A 17,997-nucleotide genomic window follows, 5' to 3' on the forward strand; every position below is an offset into this window, starting at 1 on the left:
AGAAAAACGACAAAGAACCGCCGGTTTACTCTCAAATCAAGAGTGAACCGGCGGTTCTTATGTCATTTTATGAAAATTTATTTCATTGCCGCTCTCTTACGAAGTCTGGAATCCAGCTCTTTCTTACGGATACGTAAGGAAACCGGAGTAACCTCAAGAAGCTCGTCCTTGTCGATGAAGTCCAGAGCCTGCTCCAGGGAAAGGATTCTCGGCGGAGTCAGACGCAGTGCCTCGTCGGAAGAAGAAGTACGGGTGTTGGTCAGGTGCTTCGTCTTGCAGACGTTCAGCTCGATATCCTCGGCCTTACCGTTCTGTCCGATAACCATACCGGCGTAAACCTTCTCGCCAGGTCCGATGAACAGAGTACCGCGCTCCTGTGCGGAGTACAGACCGTAGGTAACGGACTCGCCTGCCTCGAAAGCAATCAGGGAACCCTGTTTGCGGTATTCAATGTCGCCCTTGTACGGTGCGTAATCTTCAAACTCGGTGTTCAGGATACCAGTTCCTTTGGTGGAGGTCATGAAGATTCCACGGAAACCAATCAGGCCTCGTGCCGGGATTTCGAACTCCAGACGGGTGGAACCATCGCTTGCGCGGCTCATGCCGTGAAGCTCGCCTTTACGCTCGCTGAGGAGCTGGATGACAGTACCGGAGAACTCGTCCGGAACGTCAACGTATGCGATTTCCATTGGCTCGAGTTTGCGTCCGCGCTCGTCCTCTTTGTAGATAACCTCTGCCTTACTTACTGCGAACTCATATCCCTCACGGCGCATGTTTTCGATCAGGACGGACAGATGCAGCTCACCACGGCCGGAAACCTTGAAGCAGTCTGCGGAATCAGTCTCCTCGACGCGGAGAGAAACGTCAGTGTTCAGCTCACGCATCAGACGGTCACGCAGGTGGCGGGAAGTTACGTATTTACCTTCTTTACCGGCCAGCGGGCTGTCGTTTACGATGAAGTTCATGGAAATAGTCGGCTCGGAGATTTTCTGGAACGGGATGGAAACCGGGTTGTCCAGATCGCCGCAGAGAGTATCTCCGATGTGGATATCCGGGATACCGGAAACAGCAACGATAGAACCGATGCCTGCCTCAGTAACCTCTACTTTTTTCAGTCCGTCAAATTCATACAGTTTGCTGACCTTTACTTTTTTCTTCTTGGTCAGATCGTGGTGGTTGACCAGCATAACGTCCTGGTTCACGCGGATCGTTCCGTTTTCAACTTTGCCGACACCGATACGTCCAACGTATTCGTTGTAGTCGATGGTACTGATCAGAAGCTGTGTGCCAGCTTCCGGATCGCCGGTCGGAGCCGGGATGTATTTCAGAATGGTCTCGAACAGAGGTGTCATATCCTTCGGGGTGTCGTTCAGATCGAGTACGGCATGACCCAGCTTTGCGGATGCGTACAGGAACGGACAGTCAAGCTGCTCGTCGGATGCGTCGAGATCCATCAGAAGCTCAAGCACTTCGTCGATGACTTCGTCCGGGCGTGCCTCCGGGCGGTCGATTTTGTTGATGCAGACGATAACGGAAAGATTCAGCTCAAGTGCTTTTTTCAGCACGAATTTGGTCTGCGGCATAGCGCCCTCGAATGCGTCTACAACCAGAATAACGCCGTCTACCATTTTCAGAACTCGCTCAACCTCGCCGCCGAAGTCCGCATGGCCTGGGGTGTCGATGATGTTGATTTTCGTTCCTTTGTAGTAAACTGCTGTATTTTTGGAAAGAATGGTGATTCCACGCTCACGCTCGATATCGTTCGAGTCCATGACACGTTCCTGAACCTCCTGATTGGCACGGAAAACGCCACTCTGTTTCAGAAGCTCGTCTACCAGTGTAGTTTTACCATGATCGACATGGGCGATGATGGCAACGTTTCTTACATCTTCTCTCGTTGTTTTCATTTCTTCATTCCTCTTCCTATGGGTTGACCCTGCCGGGTTCAATTTTTCAAAATTTCAAGCCGGCCGGGAATGTTTATCACAGCACAAAGGCAGGTGCCTTGCCGTTTTGTCTCTGCTGGATGCCTGCCTATCTGAACTATTATAGCACAGAACAGAGAAAAAAAACAGGGAAGATGTGACATTTTTTGTATTGCAATGGTAGAAAATACGAAGCATGTGGTGCGGTTTTTACAGAAACATATACAAAAAATTGGGCAGAATGCTGATTTGAATAGAAATAAAAAAATCTGGAAAAAAGTGGTTCTGAAAAAGAAATGTGGTTCATACATTAGGATTATAGATCAGCAAAGTACCGATCAGAAATCAATATTCAGAAAGAAAAGACAAAGGAAGGGGATTTTCATTATGGCAGACAAGATGATTGAAAACAATCAGGTGGTTATCATGGGAGAGATTGTCTCCCCGTTTACATTCAGCCATCAGGTATTCGGAGAGGGCTTTTACCTCGTCGATGTGATGGTCAAGCGGTTGAGTGAATCGCAGGACATCATTCCGGTGATGGTCTCCGAGCGGCTGGTGGACGTATCACAGGATTACCAGGGTGAGTGGATCTGCATCAGCGGTCAGTTCCGGTCCTACAACCGCCACGAGGAGAAGAAGAACCGTCTGGTACTCTCCGTATTTGCGCGGGAATTAAGCTTCGTGGAGGAAGAGGACGATTCCGTCAAATCCAACCAGATTTACCTCGATGGATACATATGTAAACCGCCGGTCTACCGGAAAACACCTCTGGGAAGAGAGATCGCCGACCTTCTGATCGCGGTCAACCGTCCGTATGGAAAATCAGATTATATCCCGTGCATCTGCTGGGGACGGAATGCGCGGTATGCCTCTGCGTTTGCCGTGGGCGGCCACGTTCTCATCTGGGGACGGATCCAGAGCCGGGAATATATGAAGCGGCTGAGCGAGACGGAAATGGAAAAGCGGACTGCATATGAGGTTTCGGTGAGCAAGCTGGAATATAGTGAGAGTTAAAGCGCGATCCGCTGTTGACAAGAAAATTTAATGATGCTATAGTAAAAGCAGAACTGAAGTGGATAGAGGTCGCATTACTTCAAGAGTACCTTTTCGGATGCCTCAGCAGCAAAAGAAGAAGAGGAAAAGGGAAGAATGCCGAAGGACATCCGGCGCTGAACCGGTATGCTCCTGGGCGCAGGTTGAAAAAATCTGCGACTGTCATCGAGAGATGGAGAGCTATCTGATCATAGATACTGCGTATGTGTGAATTTGGAGGCGATCTTATCTGGGATGAGGCGCCTCTTTTTTAAACGGAAAGTGAAATTTTCCGTGGGAGATAAGCTCCGGCGACTGATTTCTTATGGTTTTATCTGACACAACATACAGGAGGAAAAGAGAATGTCTATTTTTAAAGGTGCAGCTGTTGCAATTATCACACCGATGACCGAAACACAGGAAGTGAATTACGAAAAACTCGGAGAACTGATTGAGGAGCAGATCGCCGGCGGAACCGACGCCATCGTTATCTGCGGAACCACCGGTGAGGCTTCGACCCTGTCCCATGAGGAGCATCTGGATGCCATCAAATATACCGTGGAAAAAGTAAATCACAGAATCCCGGTAATTGCAGGAACCGGCTCCAACAGCACGGAGACAGCAATTTATCTGTCTCAGGAAGCAGAAAAATACGGCGTGGACGGACTTCTTCTCGTTTCTCCGTATTACAATAAAGCAACACAGAAGGGCCTGATTGCACACTTTACCGCAATCGCAGACAGCGTCAAAGTGCCGGTCATCCTTTACAACATTCAGGGCAGAACCGGCGTAAACATTGCACCGGAAACGATCGTCTATCTGTTCAACAACGTTGAGAATATCGTTGCAGTCAAAGAGGCTTCCGGAAACATTTCCCAGGTCGCAAAAATTATGCAGCTGACCGATGGAAAGATCGATCTGTACTCCGGAAACGACGATCAGGTTGTGCCGATCCTTTCCCTTGGCGGAAGCGGTGTAATCTCCGTTCTTTCCAACGTAGCACCGCGTGAGACCCACGACATGGTACAGAAATTCCTCGACGGCGATGTGGCCGGATCCAGAGAAATCCAGCTGAGAGCACTGCCGCTCATCGATGCGCTGTTCTGCGAAGTAAACCCGATTCCGGTAAAAGCAGCGCTGAACCTGATGGGCAAAGAGGTTGGCCCGCTTCGTCTGCCGCTGACCGAGATGGAGCCGCAGAACCAGGAGCGCCTGGCAAAGGCTATGAAAGATTTTGGAATCAAACTGGCTTAAGTTAAGAATACACGAAGTAAAGAAGGAAAAAGACAATGGTTAAAATTATTATGCATGGCTGCAACGGCCATATGGGACAGGTCATCACCGGCCTGGTAAAAGAAGATGCAAATGCAGAAATCATAGCCGGAATCGATATGAACGACAACGGCCAGAACGATTATCCGGTATTCAAAAGCCTGGCAGAATGCGATGTTCCGGCAGACGTAGTCGTTGACTTTTCTTCCTACAAGGCAGCCGACGCACTGCTCGATGCCTGCAAGGAGAAAAAACTTCCACTCGTCCTCTGCACCACAGGCCTCACCGAGGATCAGCTCAAAAAAGTGCAGGAGACCAGCAAAGAAATCCCGGTTCTCCGCTCTGCAAATATGTCCCTTGGTGTGAATACGCTGATGAAACTGGTACAGGCAGCTGCAAAAGTGCTTGCCGAAGCAGGCTTTGATATGGAGATCGTGGAGAAACACCACAAACTGAAATGCGACGCTCCAAGCGGAACCGCCATCGCCCTGGCAGACAGCCTGAACGCGGCAATGGACAACCAGTACCACTACGTATACGACAGAAGCCAGCGCCACGAGCAGCGTGACCCGAAAGAAATCGGAATCTCTGCTGTACGCGGCGGCACCATCGTCGGCGACCACGACGTCATCTTCGCAGGCCCGGACGAGGTTGTTACCCTGTCCCACAGAGCATATTCCAAAGGAGTTTTCGGAAAAGGAGCTGTAGAGGCTGCAAAATTCCTGGCTGGAAAACCGGCTGGCATGTATGACATGCAGGATGTCATTGCTGCGAAATAAGGCAGAAACAGGGAAAAAGTGAATAGAAACCAGAAAGTGCGCAACGAAAATGCGAAACGTTGCGCACTTTTTCTTTTCTTACAACGGGATTTTCGGAATTGAGGAAGTTATTTTGCAGAATATTTGGCAGAATACACAAGAAAAAATACGGAATATCAAAAGAGAACGTGAAAATCGCAAACGGTAATGGAAAAATCAATGCGCAACAAGGTAAAACGCTAAAGTTGCGCGTTTTGCACAAAAAATAGTAAAACAGTATATTTCGACAAGAAATATCTTATAAAAACTGCGAATTGTAAACAATATGCCGAAATGATATGATAATGGCACAAAGAAAAATAAAGAGTTGAGCAACAAAAAGTTGCGCAAACAAGAAAGGGAATGAGAAGATGAAAAAGAATGGTTGGAAAGGGTTTTGCAAAAAGCTCTACAAGTACCGGGTATTTCTTCTGATGCTTGCACCGGCAGTAATTTATACCCTGATTTTTTCCTACTACCCGATGACAGGAATTGTAATGGCATTCAAAAAATACTCCTACGCAGGAGGTATCTGGGGAAGCCCGTGGAACGGATTTGATAACTTCAAGTTCTTCTTTAAATCAGGACAGGCCGGACTCGTTACCAGAAATACCGTGCTGTATAATCTGGCATTTATTGTGATCAACACGACGATGCAGATTGCCGTTGCCGTGCTTCTGACCGAGATCCGCAACAAACATTACCGTAAGATCACACAGTCGCTGATGTTTCTGCCGTATTTCATTTCCTGGGTTATCGTAGGAGTTATGGCATTCAATATTTTCAGTTCCGACTACGGTTTTCTGAACCGACTGATTGAAACCTTCGGTGGAACACCAATCAAGTTTTACACGACACCAAAGGCATGGCCGTTTATCCTTGTCTTCTTTAATGTATGGAAGGGAATCGGATACGGTTCTGTTATGTACCTGGCAGCAATTATGGGAATTGACACTTCGATTTATGAAGCAGCCCGCATCGACGGAGCAAACGTGTTCCAGCGAATTTTCAAAGTAACAATCCCGATGATCATGCCGACCACAATCATCCTGCTTCTGCTATCCGTCGGAGGCATCTTCAAAGGAAACTTTGATATGTTCTACAACTTGGTTGGAAGTAACGGTCTTCTGTACAACTACACCGATGTAATTGATACCCTGACGTTCCGTGCCTTAATCAGCAGCAACGACTTCGGAATGTCCGCAGCTGTTGGTCTGTATCAGTCGGTACTGTGCTTTATCACTGTCGTAATCGTAAACAAACTGGTTGGTCTTTATGATAAAGACTACACCTTATTCTAGGAGGGATGAAAAGTGGGATCTTCCAGTCATACAAGTAAAATCAAAAGAGGAAAAGATGCGGTTGCACTTGATATCATCGCGTACGGATTCTGCGGAATCATCGCGCTGGTCTGCCTCGTTCCTTTCATCATGATCGTATCCGGCTCGTTTTCTTCGGAATCGGCCATTATCCAGAACGGTTTCAGCCTTCTGCCGCAGGATTTCAGCCTGGAGGCATACAAAACCGTATTTAAAGATCCTATGGTTGTCTTCCGCGCATACGGCACGACCATCGGTCTGACCATCGTCGGAACGGTACTTGGTCTGCTGCTGCAGACTATGACAGCTTATGTACTGTCACGTAAGGAGTTTGAGTGGAGAAATCAGTTTTCGTTTTTCTTCTACTTTACCACTTTGTTTTCCGGCGGTCTTGTTCCGTACTACGTACTGATGACACAGACCCTGAATCTGCGGGACAGCTACCTTGCACTGCTCCTTCCGCTGCTGTTCAGCGTATACAACCTTCTGATCATGAAGAGTTACATCGTGGGACTTCCGGATTCTCTGATTGAAGCGGCCAAGATTGATGGCTGCGGCGAGTTCCGTATTCTGTTCCGGATTGTAATGCCGCTGATCAAACCGGCACTTGCTACCGTGGGCCTCTTCATTGCACTGGCTTATTGGAATGACTGGTACAATGCGATGCTGTATATCAAAGACACGAACAAGTATCCGCTGCAGTATTTCCTGTATCAGCAGGTTAATGATATTGAGGCATATAAAAAGCTTCTTGCAAACAACGCCGCAGGCTCTGCCGTCAGCGCAATCTCATTGCCGACCCAGTCCCTGAAAATGGCACTTACCATTGTAGTAACCGGCCCGATCGTTCTGGCATATCCGCTGGTACAGAAATACTTTGTACAGGGTATCACAATCGGAGCAGTCAAAGGCTGATACAAATCATGTTAATTTAACTGAATCAAGTAAGTCCCCTGTTTCCATTGCGAAAAGCAATAAGCAGGCGGGTGGGGACTTGCTTGTATCAGGAGGAGTGCAAGCTCCTTCTGATAAACTGCGGAGCAGTTATTCGGTTATGAGCAAGTAGCAAAGCGGATTGCGAATATCCGCTTGAATTACACATTATATTTATGAAGGAGGTTCTTTATGAAAAAGAGCACAAAAAAACTGGTATCTGTATTACTTGCATCCGCAATGGCAGCCGGTATGCTGGCAGGATGCGGTTCCGGCAACGGAAAGGGAAGCACGGGCGACAGCAAAAGCAGCTCCGCAGCTTCCGGCACATCGGGAGACAACCTGAGTGCAGACACTTCGGAGCATGTCGATCTGACGATGTATCTGATCGGCGACCGTACCCCGGATTTTGATGAGGTTTACGCCAAAATCAATGAGATTCTGGAAGAGAAGCTGAACTGCTCTCTGAACGTAGAATTCCTTTCCTGGGGCGAGCATGACACGAAATATTCCCTGCTGTTCTCCTCACAGGAAGATTTTGACCTGATCTTTACCGCATCGAGCTGGTGCCATTACGAGCAGACCGTTTCCCTCGGCGGATTTGCACCGCTTTCTGAGGACTTTATCAAAACGTATGCACCGGATATCTGGGAGGTTGTTCCGGAAATGGCATGGGAGCAGGCAAAGATTGACGGACAAATCTACATGGTTCCGAGCTATGCCAACGAGTTTGGTCAGGAAGTTCTGGCAGTGCGCGGTGACCTGATGGAAAAATACGGTATGGATGATATTACATCCTGGGATGACCTGATGAAGTTCTACAAAGCATGTGCAGCAGACGGTATCTATGCAAGTCAGGGCGGACCGTGGTATCCATTCTTCCAGTCCCAGGGCTATTCCACAACGGGCGGAGCACCGAAGGGCGGCGAGCTGATTCTGTATCATACCCAGGATCCGAAAGATCTTGAATTCCAGTACATCGGTGAATGGGATGCGTTCCGTGAGTACTGCCAGGAGATGAAAGACCTGGTAGACGCCGGAGCATGGTCCAGCGACGTATTAAACAGCAGCGATGAGAGACAGACCGGACTTCTGACCGGAAGAACAGCAAGCATGAGCTGGAATCTCGGAACCTGTCTTACCTACGGAAAACAGGCAAATGAGGAACATCCGGATTGGAATGTAACGATGGTAGACCCGAACAAAAACCTGTCGAAAAAAGTAAACTCTTACATCAACAACGGTGTTGCCATCAACGCAAACAGTAAAAACAAAGAGAGAGCCATGATGGTATTAAATGAATTCTACACCAACCCGGATGTTTACGATCTGGCTATGCTCGGTATCGAAGGAAAGCACTGGGAAGCAGTCGGTGATGATCAGTACAAAGTTATTGATGAGAGCGGCTATGGTGTAGCAAGTAACTGCAACTGGGGATGGAACAACTGCACCATCCAGAGAGAGGAATATCTTGAGAACAGAACGGCTCTGGACGACAAGTATGAAAGCATCAAAGATGCCTTCAACAACAACATCAAAGAAGATCATGTTTACGACGGATTTAACTTTGATTCCAGCAATGTAAGTACACAGTTTGCAGCAGTAGAGGCAGCCATCGACAATTATTATAACCCGCTGATCAACGGTCTCGTTGACGATGTGGACGCTTCCATCGATGCCATGAACGCAGCTATGGACAGCGCCGGAATCCAGGATATTCTGGATGAGATGAACCGTCAGGCAGCAGAGTATGTAGCGGAGAAAGAAGAAAAATAAAACAGTAAAATAAAACAGGGAATGGACGCGCTGGTCTGCCAGAAGCTCCGGCGCGGCCGTTCCTTCTTTTAGAGATCAAGTGATGGTTCAAAAAGCTTTGAGGGATGACTTGATTTCTAACAGCATTCGTATTAAATATAAAAATATAGGAATTTTTCAAATTTAACAGAAAGTGACAGGGTATTTTTATGACACTGGAGGAAATTGCAAAAGAGATAGGGGTATCAAAAAGTACCGTTTCCCGTGCACTGTCCGGTAAGGGCAGAATCGGAGAGAAGACCAGAAACCGGATTCTCGAGGTGGCAAAACGGGGAGAAGAGCGGGAGGAGATGGCGCGGACCCGAACGGTGACGCACAACATCGGCGTGGTACTGCCTTCAGACGTTTATTATGGAAGCGGTGTTTATTTCCAGAACTGTCTGCTCGGCGTCTGCGAATCGGCATCGATGCTCGGGTACAATGTGCTGATTACGACGAGCAACGCGCATGATATTTCAGAGCTGCAGTCGCTGGTGGAGTCGAACCGGGTGGATGGTATGCTCCTGACACGTGCGCTTGAGGATGACCGTGCGCTGCAGTATTTAAGTCAGGCAAATTTCCCGACAGCACTGACGGGAACATGCCGGTATGACAACATTATCCAGGTGGATACCGACAATGAGGGTGCGGCAGAGAAAATGACAACGCTGCTGATCGGAAAGGGATTCCGCAGATTTGCGTTTCTTGTCAAGGATATGAGCTATAACGTAGACCGCAAGCGTCACGAAGGTTTCTGCCGGGCGCTGATTAAAAATGGAATTTCCGAGAAGGATCAGCTTTTCTACAATGGTTCGATCCGTATGGAGTTTCTGGATGCGATCATTGAAAATATTATATCCAAAAAAGTGGAATGCATCATCTGTGGCGACGACGAGATTTGTACGATGGTGATGTCCCGGCTCCAGGCGGAAGGCTATCGAATTCCCAAGGACGTCGCGATTGCTTCGCTCTACAACAGCACCAATCTGGACTGCTATTCCCCTGCAGTTACAGCAGTCAGTGTGGCAGCATCCCAGATGGGAGGCACAGCCGTGCGTCAGCTGATCCAGCGGCTCCGAGGGGAAAATTATGAGAAGAAGACGATGCTGGATTACGACATTTTATTCCGAAAATCGACAAACTAACGTAGCAGGGAGGACAGAACAATGGAATTTCAGAAGGGAATGGATCTATCTTTTATACCGGAGCTGGAAGATGCCGGAGTACAGGTGAAGGACTTTGACGGAACTGTTATGGATCCGCTGGATCTCGTTCAGAAATACGGGGTAAATTCCGTACGGCTCCGTATTTGGAATGCGCCGGAGCATGTCAGGGAGTCCGGCGGATACTGCAGCTATGCGCATACACTGGCGATGGCAAAACGGATCCGGGCACATGGCATGAGCTTTATGCTGGATTTCCATTATTCTGATTTCTGGGCGGATCCCGGTCAGCAGAGAAAGCCGAAAGATTGGGAAAACTTAAGCTTTAAAGAATTAAAAGAGGCTGTTTTTTCTTATACAAGAGATACGCTGACGGCATTAAAAGAGGAGGACGTTCTGCCGGATATTGTTCAGATCGGAAATGAGATCCGAAGCGGCCTTCTGTTTCCGGACGGAGAGCTGCCGGATTATACAAAAATGGTACAGCTTGTAAATGCCGGAATCCGCGGTGCGCGGGCTGCAGCCGGAAAAGATGAGATGCAGGTTATGATCCATCTCGACCAGGGCGGACGGTATTTCTATCTGAAAGAGTGGTTTGACTGTTCCTTTGAGGCAGGACTCGAGGATTTTGACCTGATCGGACTTTCCTATTATCCATTCTGGCACGGCACTTTCACGGATCTGAAAGAGACAATGACGAAGCTGATCCAGGATTACAAAAAGCCGATTATGGTCGTTGAGACGGCGCATGCATGGAGAAAGAGTGCGCATGGGTTTATCGATGAACAGCAGGAAAAAATCGCAGGATTTCCGGCGACGCCTGCCGGACAGAAGCAGGTGCTGGATCTGGTTGCCAATATCGTTGCTTCGCTGCCGGATGAAATGGGGCAGGGTATCTATTACTGGGAACCGATCTGTGTTCCGAAAGACGGTGAGGGCGGCTGGTCGGAAAATATGGGTCTGCTGGAGGAGAAGGGAACCATCATGGAGGGCATTCGTTCTTTCCTGTTTACACGGAATGATGCCTGTCCGGAAAAACCGGCCAAGATTTACGAGCCGGAGCCAATGACCGTAGTAAAAGACGAAGCATGCGGTCTGCCGGAGATGCTCCCGGTTTTGCTGTATGACGGAATGGTGGAGCAGCGGCGGGTAAACTGGAACGAAGTGCCGGACACACGCGTGACAGGCGAATATGATGTGACAGGAAATGTGGAAGGTGTTCCGTTTGCTGCACATGCGAAGATCTGCGTGGTGGAAGAGCTGCCGGAGGCGGAGAATCTGTTGCTCGATGTCGGCTGGGAAGACGGCCTGGCGCGCTGGAACGTAGAAAAATCCGAGGATGCCGTTGCAGTACAGCTGTTTCCGGAGTTTGTCGATCCGTTCCCAGCTCCGCCGGTGAATGCGGTACGCGTAGAAGCACCGAAAAACTTTACGTTTTCGATCTGCCAGACGGTAAAGGTACAGGAGGCAGGAACGTATACATTATCTGTTGCCTTTCAGGGAACCGATACAACAAATGTGGATGTGCGGCTGTTCCTCAATACGGAAGAGGGAAAAGAAGAGACTGTGATTCATCCGACAGAACATGCATGGACCGGCTACAAAGTGACATGCGAAATCAGAAAACCGCAGGAAGTCACTGCCGGAATCCGAATTTCATCGCCGCCGATGTACGGCATGATGCGGAATTTCTGTCTGCAGACAGTAAAAAGAGAGGGACAATAAGACGATGAGAGCAGAGTACAGCTATTGCAGGGATTATCTGATTAAAAATGGAAAACCGTGGTTTCCGGTGATGGGCGAAATGCATTACAGTCGGTACCGCAAAGAGTGGTGGGAGGAATCACTGCGCAAAATAAAGGCGGGCGGAGTTTCTGTCGTCTCGGCCTATGTGATCTGGATTCACCACGAGGAAGAGGAAAATGTGTTTGATTTTGAAGGATGCCGGGATATCGGAACGTTTGTAAGACTGTGCCGGAAAGTCGGACTGTCGGTATTCTTGCGTATCGGACCGTTTGTGCACGGGGAAGTGCGGAACGGCGGATTCCCGGACTGGATCATCGAGAGAGAGAAAGAGGGCATGGCGATCCGCTGTAACAACGAGGAATATCTTGGCTATGTCAGACGGTTCTGGAAAAAGGTTTATGCGCAGGTCGATGGATGCATGGAAAAGGACGGCGGTCCGGTGATCGGTATTCAGATCGAGAATGAGTACGGCCACGTCGGCGGTCTGCAGGGACCGGAGGGCGAGGCGCATATCCGCACATTGACAGCAATGGCAAAGGAAATTGGCTTTGATGTGCCGCTGTACACGGCGACCGGTTGGGGCGGAGCCTGCATCGGCGATCTGCTTCCGGTCATGGGCGGCTACTGTGAAGCACCATGGGATCAGAGAACGTGCGAGATTGAGCCGAACGCAAACTTTGTGTTCAGCCACACAAGGAACGATGCACTGATTGCGTGTGATCATCATGTGGAAAATGCAAACAGTTACAACGAGGAGGATTTTCCGTTTTTGACGGCAGAACTTGGAGGCGGGCTTCAGGTTACCATGCACAGAAGACCGGTGGCGAAGGGATGCGATGTCGGAGCGATGTCTACCGTAAAAATGGGAAGTGGAGCAGGGCTGCTCGGCTACTATATGTACCACGGCGGCAGCAATCCGAAGGGAAAACTGTCCACCCTGCAGGAGAGCCGCGCGACAGGATATCTGAACGACCTGCCGGAGATCAATTACGATTTCAACGCGCCGATCCGGCAGTACGGAACAATCTCGGACAGCTATCGGGAGATCAAGCTGCTGGCGCTGTTTTTGAATGATTTTGGCGAGGATATGGCCTCACTTCGGTCTGAAATTCCAACGATAAGGATTCTGCCGGGAGATATGCACACGGTTCGGACAGCGTGCCGTCACGATGCGGACCATGGATACGTCTTTTTTAACAATTACCAGAGAAGATGGAAGATGGATGATCATCCACAGGTGAAACTGGAGGGACTCCTGGATGGAAAAGCGAGCGTGGGATTTCCGGCATTTGACCTGAAAGAGGGAATGTATGGATTTTTTCCGTACAATATGAAACTAAACGATGCGGTTCTTCACACGGCACTTGCCACACCGCTCTGCGTTTTACATACGAAAAAGGGAGATGCGTTCGTATTTTACGGTGATCTCGACCCGCAGATTCAGTGGGAGGGCGATGCGCGCGCAGAACTCTGCCTGATTTCCCGGCAGGAGGCGCTGAATGCATGGAAGGTGCATCTGGATCAGGATTATCTCGTTCTTTCCGAAAATTATGTCTGGGAAGAAAACGGTGAGCTTGTTGTGACAGGCAGTGGAAAAACCATGATCGCTGTGTATCCGGCAGTGGAAAAAGGCATTGTGGATTTCAAAGAGTGTGGAAAAAGAGGAAACTTTACGCTGTATGAGCGTATTTACAAAGCACAGGAGCCGGAGGCAGAGCTTGTCTGCAAAGAGCAGGATAAAGAGAAAGCAGTATACGAACTGAAGCTTGCTTATCCGGGCGAAAAAAATTATCACGATGCGTTTGCTTTTCTGACCTGGTACGGAAACCGTATGGAAGTGTTTGATGGGGAAGAGAAAATCAACGATTATTTCTATACCGGTCAGGAGGCCCTGTTAAGCCTTGGCTATTTTGAGTTTCCGGAGAAACTGAAACTCGTTGTCTATCCTCTGCATCCGGGTGATCCGATTTTTCTGGAAAAGCAGCCGGATGCAGCGGATGGATGTGCCTGCAAAATTGAGAAGCTGCACGTAGAGACGATATTTCGATGAACAGAGAAAGGAAAACGAACATGAACCAGAGTGGATTTATCTATGGAGGGGATTATAACCCGGAGCAGTGGCTTGCGATGCCGGAAATTCTGGAGCAGGATATCGAATATATGAAGGAGGCGCATATCAACGAGGTGACGCTTGGTGTCTTTTCCTGGTCTGTGCTCGAGCCGGAGGAGGGTGTATACCACCTGGAATGGCTGGAAAAGATCATGGATCAGCTGTATAAGAATGAGATTTCAGTAATTCTCTCGACACCGTCTGCAGCACGCCCGAAGTGGCTTGCAGACAAATACCCGGAGGTACTGCGCGTAAACGCGGACCGCACGAAAAATCTGTTCGGCGGACGCCATAATCACTGTTATACTTCGCCGGTTTACCGGGAAAAGGTGGGGAAAATTGATCGCCTGCTGAGCGAGAAGTTTGGAAAGCACCCGGCGGTAAAAATGTGGCACATTTCGAATGAACTGAGTGGAGAATGCCATTGCCCGCTCTGCCAGAAGGCATTTCAGGGGTGGCTGAAGAAAAAATATGAGACGATTGATGCATTGAATATGTCGTGGAATACAACGTTCTGGAGCCATTCGTATCAGAATTTTGAGCAGATTGAGAGTCCGTCCCCAAAGGGTGAGATGGGGCTTCACGGACTGAATCTTGACTGGAAACGGTTTGTGACAGATCAGACAGCAGACTTTGTTGCCTGGGAAAAAGCAGCGATCCGCGCGGGCGGTTCCGAACTTCCGGTGACAATCAACATGATGTATGATTTCCAGGGACTGAATTATCATAAGTTCAAGGATCTGATTGATGTGGTGTCATGGGATAATTATCCGACCTGGCACAAGGAAGCAGAAGAGGTGACTGCGCTTGATGCGGCACTGCAGCACGATTTTATGCGGAGTTTGATGAAAAAACCGTTCCTTCTGATGGAGTCCTGCCCGACAAGCACGAACTGGCAGAGTGTCAGCAAGCTGAAACGGCCTGGGCTTTTAAAGGCGGCATCGCTGCAGGCAGTGGCGCATGGTTCCGACAGTGTCCAGTATTTCCAGATCCGCCAGAGCCGCGGTGCGAGCGAGAAGTTCCACGGGGCGGTCATTGACCACTACGGCGGAAAGGATACGCGCGTGTTCCGTGAGGTGACAGAGACGGGCGAGGCGCTTTTGGATCTGGCGCAGATTGCGGGAAGCACGACGAAGGCACAGGCTGCAATTTTGCATGACTGCGAAAGCCGCTGGGCCATGGAGGATGCGCAGGGACCACGGAATATGGGACTGCATTACATGAATACCGTGAAGAAAGTATATGGCGGTCTTCGGAAACTGGGTGTGAATGTGGATTTCCTTGATATGGAGGAGAGTCTTTCCGGCTACCGGATTGTCTTTGCACCGATGCTGTATCTGTTTCGGGCCGGAATTGAGGAAAAAATCCGGAATTTCGTGGCAGACGGCGGCACCTTTGTGATGACATACTGGTCGGGAGTTGTGGATGAAAACGACCTCTGTTTCCTCGGCGGAACCCCGCACGGACTGATGGATGTATTCGGCCTGCGGAGCACCGAGCTGGACGCATTGTATGATCAGGATGTGAATGCGGGTGTGGGAGAAGGAAAGACATATGAAATCCGAAATTTCTGCGACCTGGTAAAAACGAACGGTGCCGAAACGCTGCTGGCATACCGTGACGATTTCTATGCGGGATATCCGGCACTGACGAAAAATGTATTTGGAGAGGGCGAGGCGTATTATGTCTGCGCAGATTTTGAACAGGCATTTTACGATGACTTCTGCCGGAAATTGGCAGAAGAAAAAGGCCTGGAACGCGCGGCAGCCGAAATCCCGGAAGGGCTCGATGTTGCAACAAGGGAGGATGAGAAATACAAGTATCTGTTTGTACAGAACTACGGAGCTGAACCGGCTGCATTTCCGATGGATACGGAAACATACCAGCCGATGACGGGAGAGTATGATGGAGTGGTCAGAAGATTTGAGACGGTTGTGTTTCGAAAAGAAAAATAGAAGTTAGGGAATAGAAACAGACGGCAGGCTGTGTGTGAGTACACAGCCTGCCGTCTTTTGAATGGACGGTTATTTCAGTTCCTGTTCCGCCTTTTTCCAGACCTCTTCGTCCAGATCGGTCAGTGCCAGTGCATCGGCGAGTTCACGCACTCGTTTTACGGTGAGATAAAAATAATTCACGCCGCAGGTCAATGTCCGTTTTAAGGAACGGGCAAGGACACTGCCATGCGTTTCCAGCCCGGCGCGGTCGAATTCGGCGAGGTAGCCTTCGAGATCGTAGGGAATCTGAAAACATTCGATCTGCCATGTGCTGTTTTCCAGCGTCAGAATCGCGAAATGGGCATGGCCGCCGACTCCATCAAGCGCAAGCCCAAGGGAACCGGGATTCAGGTATGTTTTTCCGGCATATTCTCTTTGCTCCTGCTTGTGGCTGTGCCCGCCGAGCAGGATTGCGGCATCGAGATTTTCCAGATGGGACAGCAAAAGCTCCGGATGCAGACCGAAATTCCCACGGAGTTCTCCGGGCGCGCCGTGACAGAGACGAAGTGCCGGGAAGAGAGATTCGCGGCAGGTATCCGGTATGATTTCTTCCTGCGGAACAAAAACAGGAATCAGCCGGCCTGACTCATGCATTTTTCCGACCAGAACTCCGTCTGTCGGCAGCTGTTCGAAAAATTCCAGATCCTGTCCGGTAAGATTCCGAAACGTATAATCCAAAAGTCCGCTTGTCGAGGAACCTGCCTTCCAGTTCTGCGGATGCCGGAGATTTTCCAGCAGATATTCTTCCCTGTTTCCCCGCACCAGATAGCAGGGAAACTCCTCCTGCATTTCGCGAAGCACTCTCATCATCCGTTGCGGAAAAGGCCCGTCTGTTACAAAATCTCCCAGCCCGATGATACCGTCGATCTCCTGACTGCGAAGAAATGCCAGCACCTTTGCGAGCGCATAATAATTCCCGTGAAGATCACTGATTACTGCTAATTTCATGTGTCGTCCTTTCTGTGATATTGAGTCAAAAGGTGTTTTGTCCCAACATCTCTCTATATCAAAATTATAAAATGCGAGATACTGTTTCGATTTTATCAGATGGAGAGAAAGAACGCAATTTAAAAACCTGCTGACAGAAAAAGCATGTTATGATAAGATCAAAGGCAGAGAGTTTCGAATATATTTACTGTCGGAGGGAATGTATGATTAATCGGGAAGACATGCTGGAGCTGACGAGGAGGATGACGCCGGCGCGGACTTCGTTTGTGCGGATGGCGGGTTGCTATACGGATTCGGATGGGGAGTATGACGGCAGTTTCAACATTCATTTTCTGAAACTGTCCGGTTCGGAAAAGGCCAGGAATCTGGCGATTGCCAAGAAAATTCCGTTTGCGGAATCGAATGAGAAGCTGCGGGAATACCGTTTTCCGGAAACATCCCAGGGGCCGGGCAGTATCTGGCAGATGCTGATGGCGCTGCGGGAATGCGGACTGAAGAACGATGCGCTGTTGGAAACGTTCTATGATATCCTGATCGAAGGATTGCAGATTCACGGGGCTTATGCCATTTACATGTTTTATGACCGGTATGATATTCCTGCAAAGGCTTCCGATAAAGAGCGCCTGGGGGAATCCGAGGAGATGTTCCCCTATCTGATCTGCGCTGTCTGCCCGTTGGTTGGAGAATACGAGCCGGGAAATCCTATCTGTGGATTTCTGTTCCCTGCCTTTGTGGACCGGAGCGGAGATCTGGAACGGGTTGATATTTATGCAGAGCGTGCAGCGTGGGGCGATCAGATGGCCAGCATTCTTGGCGCGAAGGGCAGAAAATTCAGATGCGGTCTGTAAAAGAAAAAATCGAAAGTGACGGATCAAACCAGGTGCTGATGTGCCTGGCAGTAAAAAAACTTCCCGGCGAACCTGCATATATCGTTCGCCAAGGGAAGTTTTTTAGATACGGG

The 17,997-nt window shown here is 49.3% G+C and carries 13 protein-coding genes and 1 riboswitch; of the genes, 11 read left to right on the plus strand and 2 right to left on the minus strand.

Annotated features, from left to right (window positions below):
* Positions 1-77 precede the first annotated feature (77 nt).
* Positions 78-1,907: a translational GTPase TypA gene (gene typA, locus DW769_RS12370; protein ID WP_055266953.1), complete on the minus strand. Its 1,830-nt coding sequence runs from the start codon at positions 1,905-1,907 to the stop codon at positions 78-80.
* Positions 1,908-2,312: 405 nt separating this feature from the next.
* On the opposite strand from typA, the gene DW769_RS12375 reads away from it, so the two are divergent.
* The 10 genes from DW769_RS12375 to DW769_RS12420 all read left to right on the plus strand — a co-directional run bounded on the left by DW769_RS12375 (position 2,313) and on the right by DW769_RS12420 (position 16,049).
* Positions 2,313-2,942 carry a single-stranded DNA-binding protein gene (locus DW769_RS12375; protein WP_055220802.1) on the plus strand — a complete coding sequence of 210 codons (630 nt, stop codon included), beginning with the start codon at positions 2,313-2,315 and terminating at the stop codon, positions 2,940-2,942.
* A 55-nt stretch (positions 2,943-2,997) separates the two neighbouring features.
* Positions 2,998-3,172: riboswitch (Lysine riboswitch) on the plus strand.
* 151 nt (positions 3,173-3,323) lie between these two features.
* A complete protein-coding gene (gene dapA / locus DW769_RS12380; RefSeq protein WP_022461866.1) occupies positions 3,324-4,214 on the plus strand; it encodes a 4-hydroxy-tetrahydrodipicolinate synthase in 891 nt (296 codons plus the stop codon).
* 35 nt (positions 4,215-4,249) lie between these two features.
* Positions 4,250-5,011, plus strand: coding sequence for a 4-hydroxy-tetrahydrodipicolinate reductase (dapB, locus tag DW769_RS12385; protein ID WP_117510456.1), 762 nt, complete (start codon positions 4,250-4,252; stop codon positions 5,009-5,011).
* A gap of 389 nt (positions 5,012-5,400) precedes the next feature.
* A complete protein-coding gene (locus DW769_RS12390) occupies positions 5,401-6,330 on the plus strand; it encodes an ABC transporter permease (protein ID WP_117801346.1) in 930 nt (309 codons plus the stop codon).
* 12 nt (positions 6,331-6,342) lie between these two features.
* Positions 6,343-7,263 (plus strand): carbohydrate ABC transporter permease, encoded by a 921-nt coding sequence (locus tag DW769_RS12395; RefSeq protein WP_022461863.1) that lies wholly within the window; start codon positions 6,343-6,345, stop codon positions 7,261-7,263.
* Positions 7,264-7,473: 210 nt separating this feature from the next.
* The gene (locus DW769_RS12400) at positions 7,474-9,057 is read left to right on the plus strand and encodes an ABC transporter substrate-binding protein (RefSeq protein ID WP_022461862.1); all 1,584 of its coding nucleotides are present in this window, start codon (positions 7,474-7,476) and stop codon (positions 9,055-9,057) included.
* Positions 9,058-9,245: 188 nt separating this feature from the next.
* Positions 9,246-10,220, plus strand: a complete 975-nt coding sequence (locus DW769_RS12405; protein WP_055227760.1) for a LacI family DNA-binding transcriptional regulator — start codon at positions 9,246-9,248, stop codon at positions 10,218-10,220.
* A 21-nt stretch (positions 10,221-10,241) separates the two neighbouring features.
* Positions 10,242-11,963, plus strand: coding sequence for a glycosyl hydrolase 53 family protein (locus tag DW769_RS12410; protein ID WP_022461860.1), 1,722 nt, complete (start codon positions 10,242-10,244; stop codon positions 11,961-11,963).
* Between the two features lie 4 nt (positions 11,964-11,967).
* Positions 11,968-14,034: a beta-galactosidase gene (locus DW769_RS12415; protein WP_022461859.1), complete on the plus strand. Its 2,067-nt coding sequence runs from the start codon at positions 11,968-11,970 to the stop codon at positions 14,032-14,034.
* Between the two features lie 20 nt (positions 14,035-14,054).
* A complete protein-coding gene (locus DW769_RS12420; RefSeq protein WP_022461858.1) occupies positions 14,055-16,049 on the plus strand; it encodes a beta-galactosidase in 1,995 nt (664 codons plus the stop codon).
* A 69-nt stretch (positions 16,050-16,118) separates the two neighbouring features.
* Here the strand turns inward: DW769_RS12420 and DW769_RS12425 are convergent, their stop codons facing one another.
* A complete protein-coding gene (locus DW769_RS12425; RefSeq protein ID WP_117801348.1) occupies positions 16,119-17,036 on the minus strand; it encodes a metallophosphoesterase family protein in 918 nt (305 codons plus the stop codon).
* A gap of 203 nt (positions 17,037-17,239) precedes the next feature.
* On the opposite strand from DW769_RS12425, the gene DW769_RS12430 reads away from it, so the two are divergent.
* Complete coding sequence (locus DW769_RS12430) at positions 17,240-17,884, plus strand: DUF4317 family protein (RefSeq protein ID WP_055220785.1); 645 nt, start codon at positions 17,240-17,242, stop codon at positions 17,882-17,884.
* Positions 17,885-17,997: the final 113 nt, after the last annotated feature.

Source organism: Blautia sp. AM29-29, from assembly GCF_003480555.1.
In the GTDB taxonomy this organism is placed as follows: domain Bacteria; phylum Bacillota; class Clostridia; order Lachnospirales; family Lachnospiraceae; genus Fusicatenibacter; species Fusicatenibacter saccharivorans.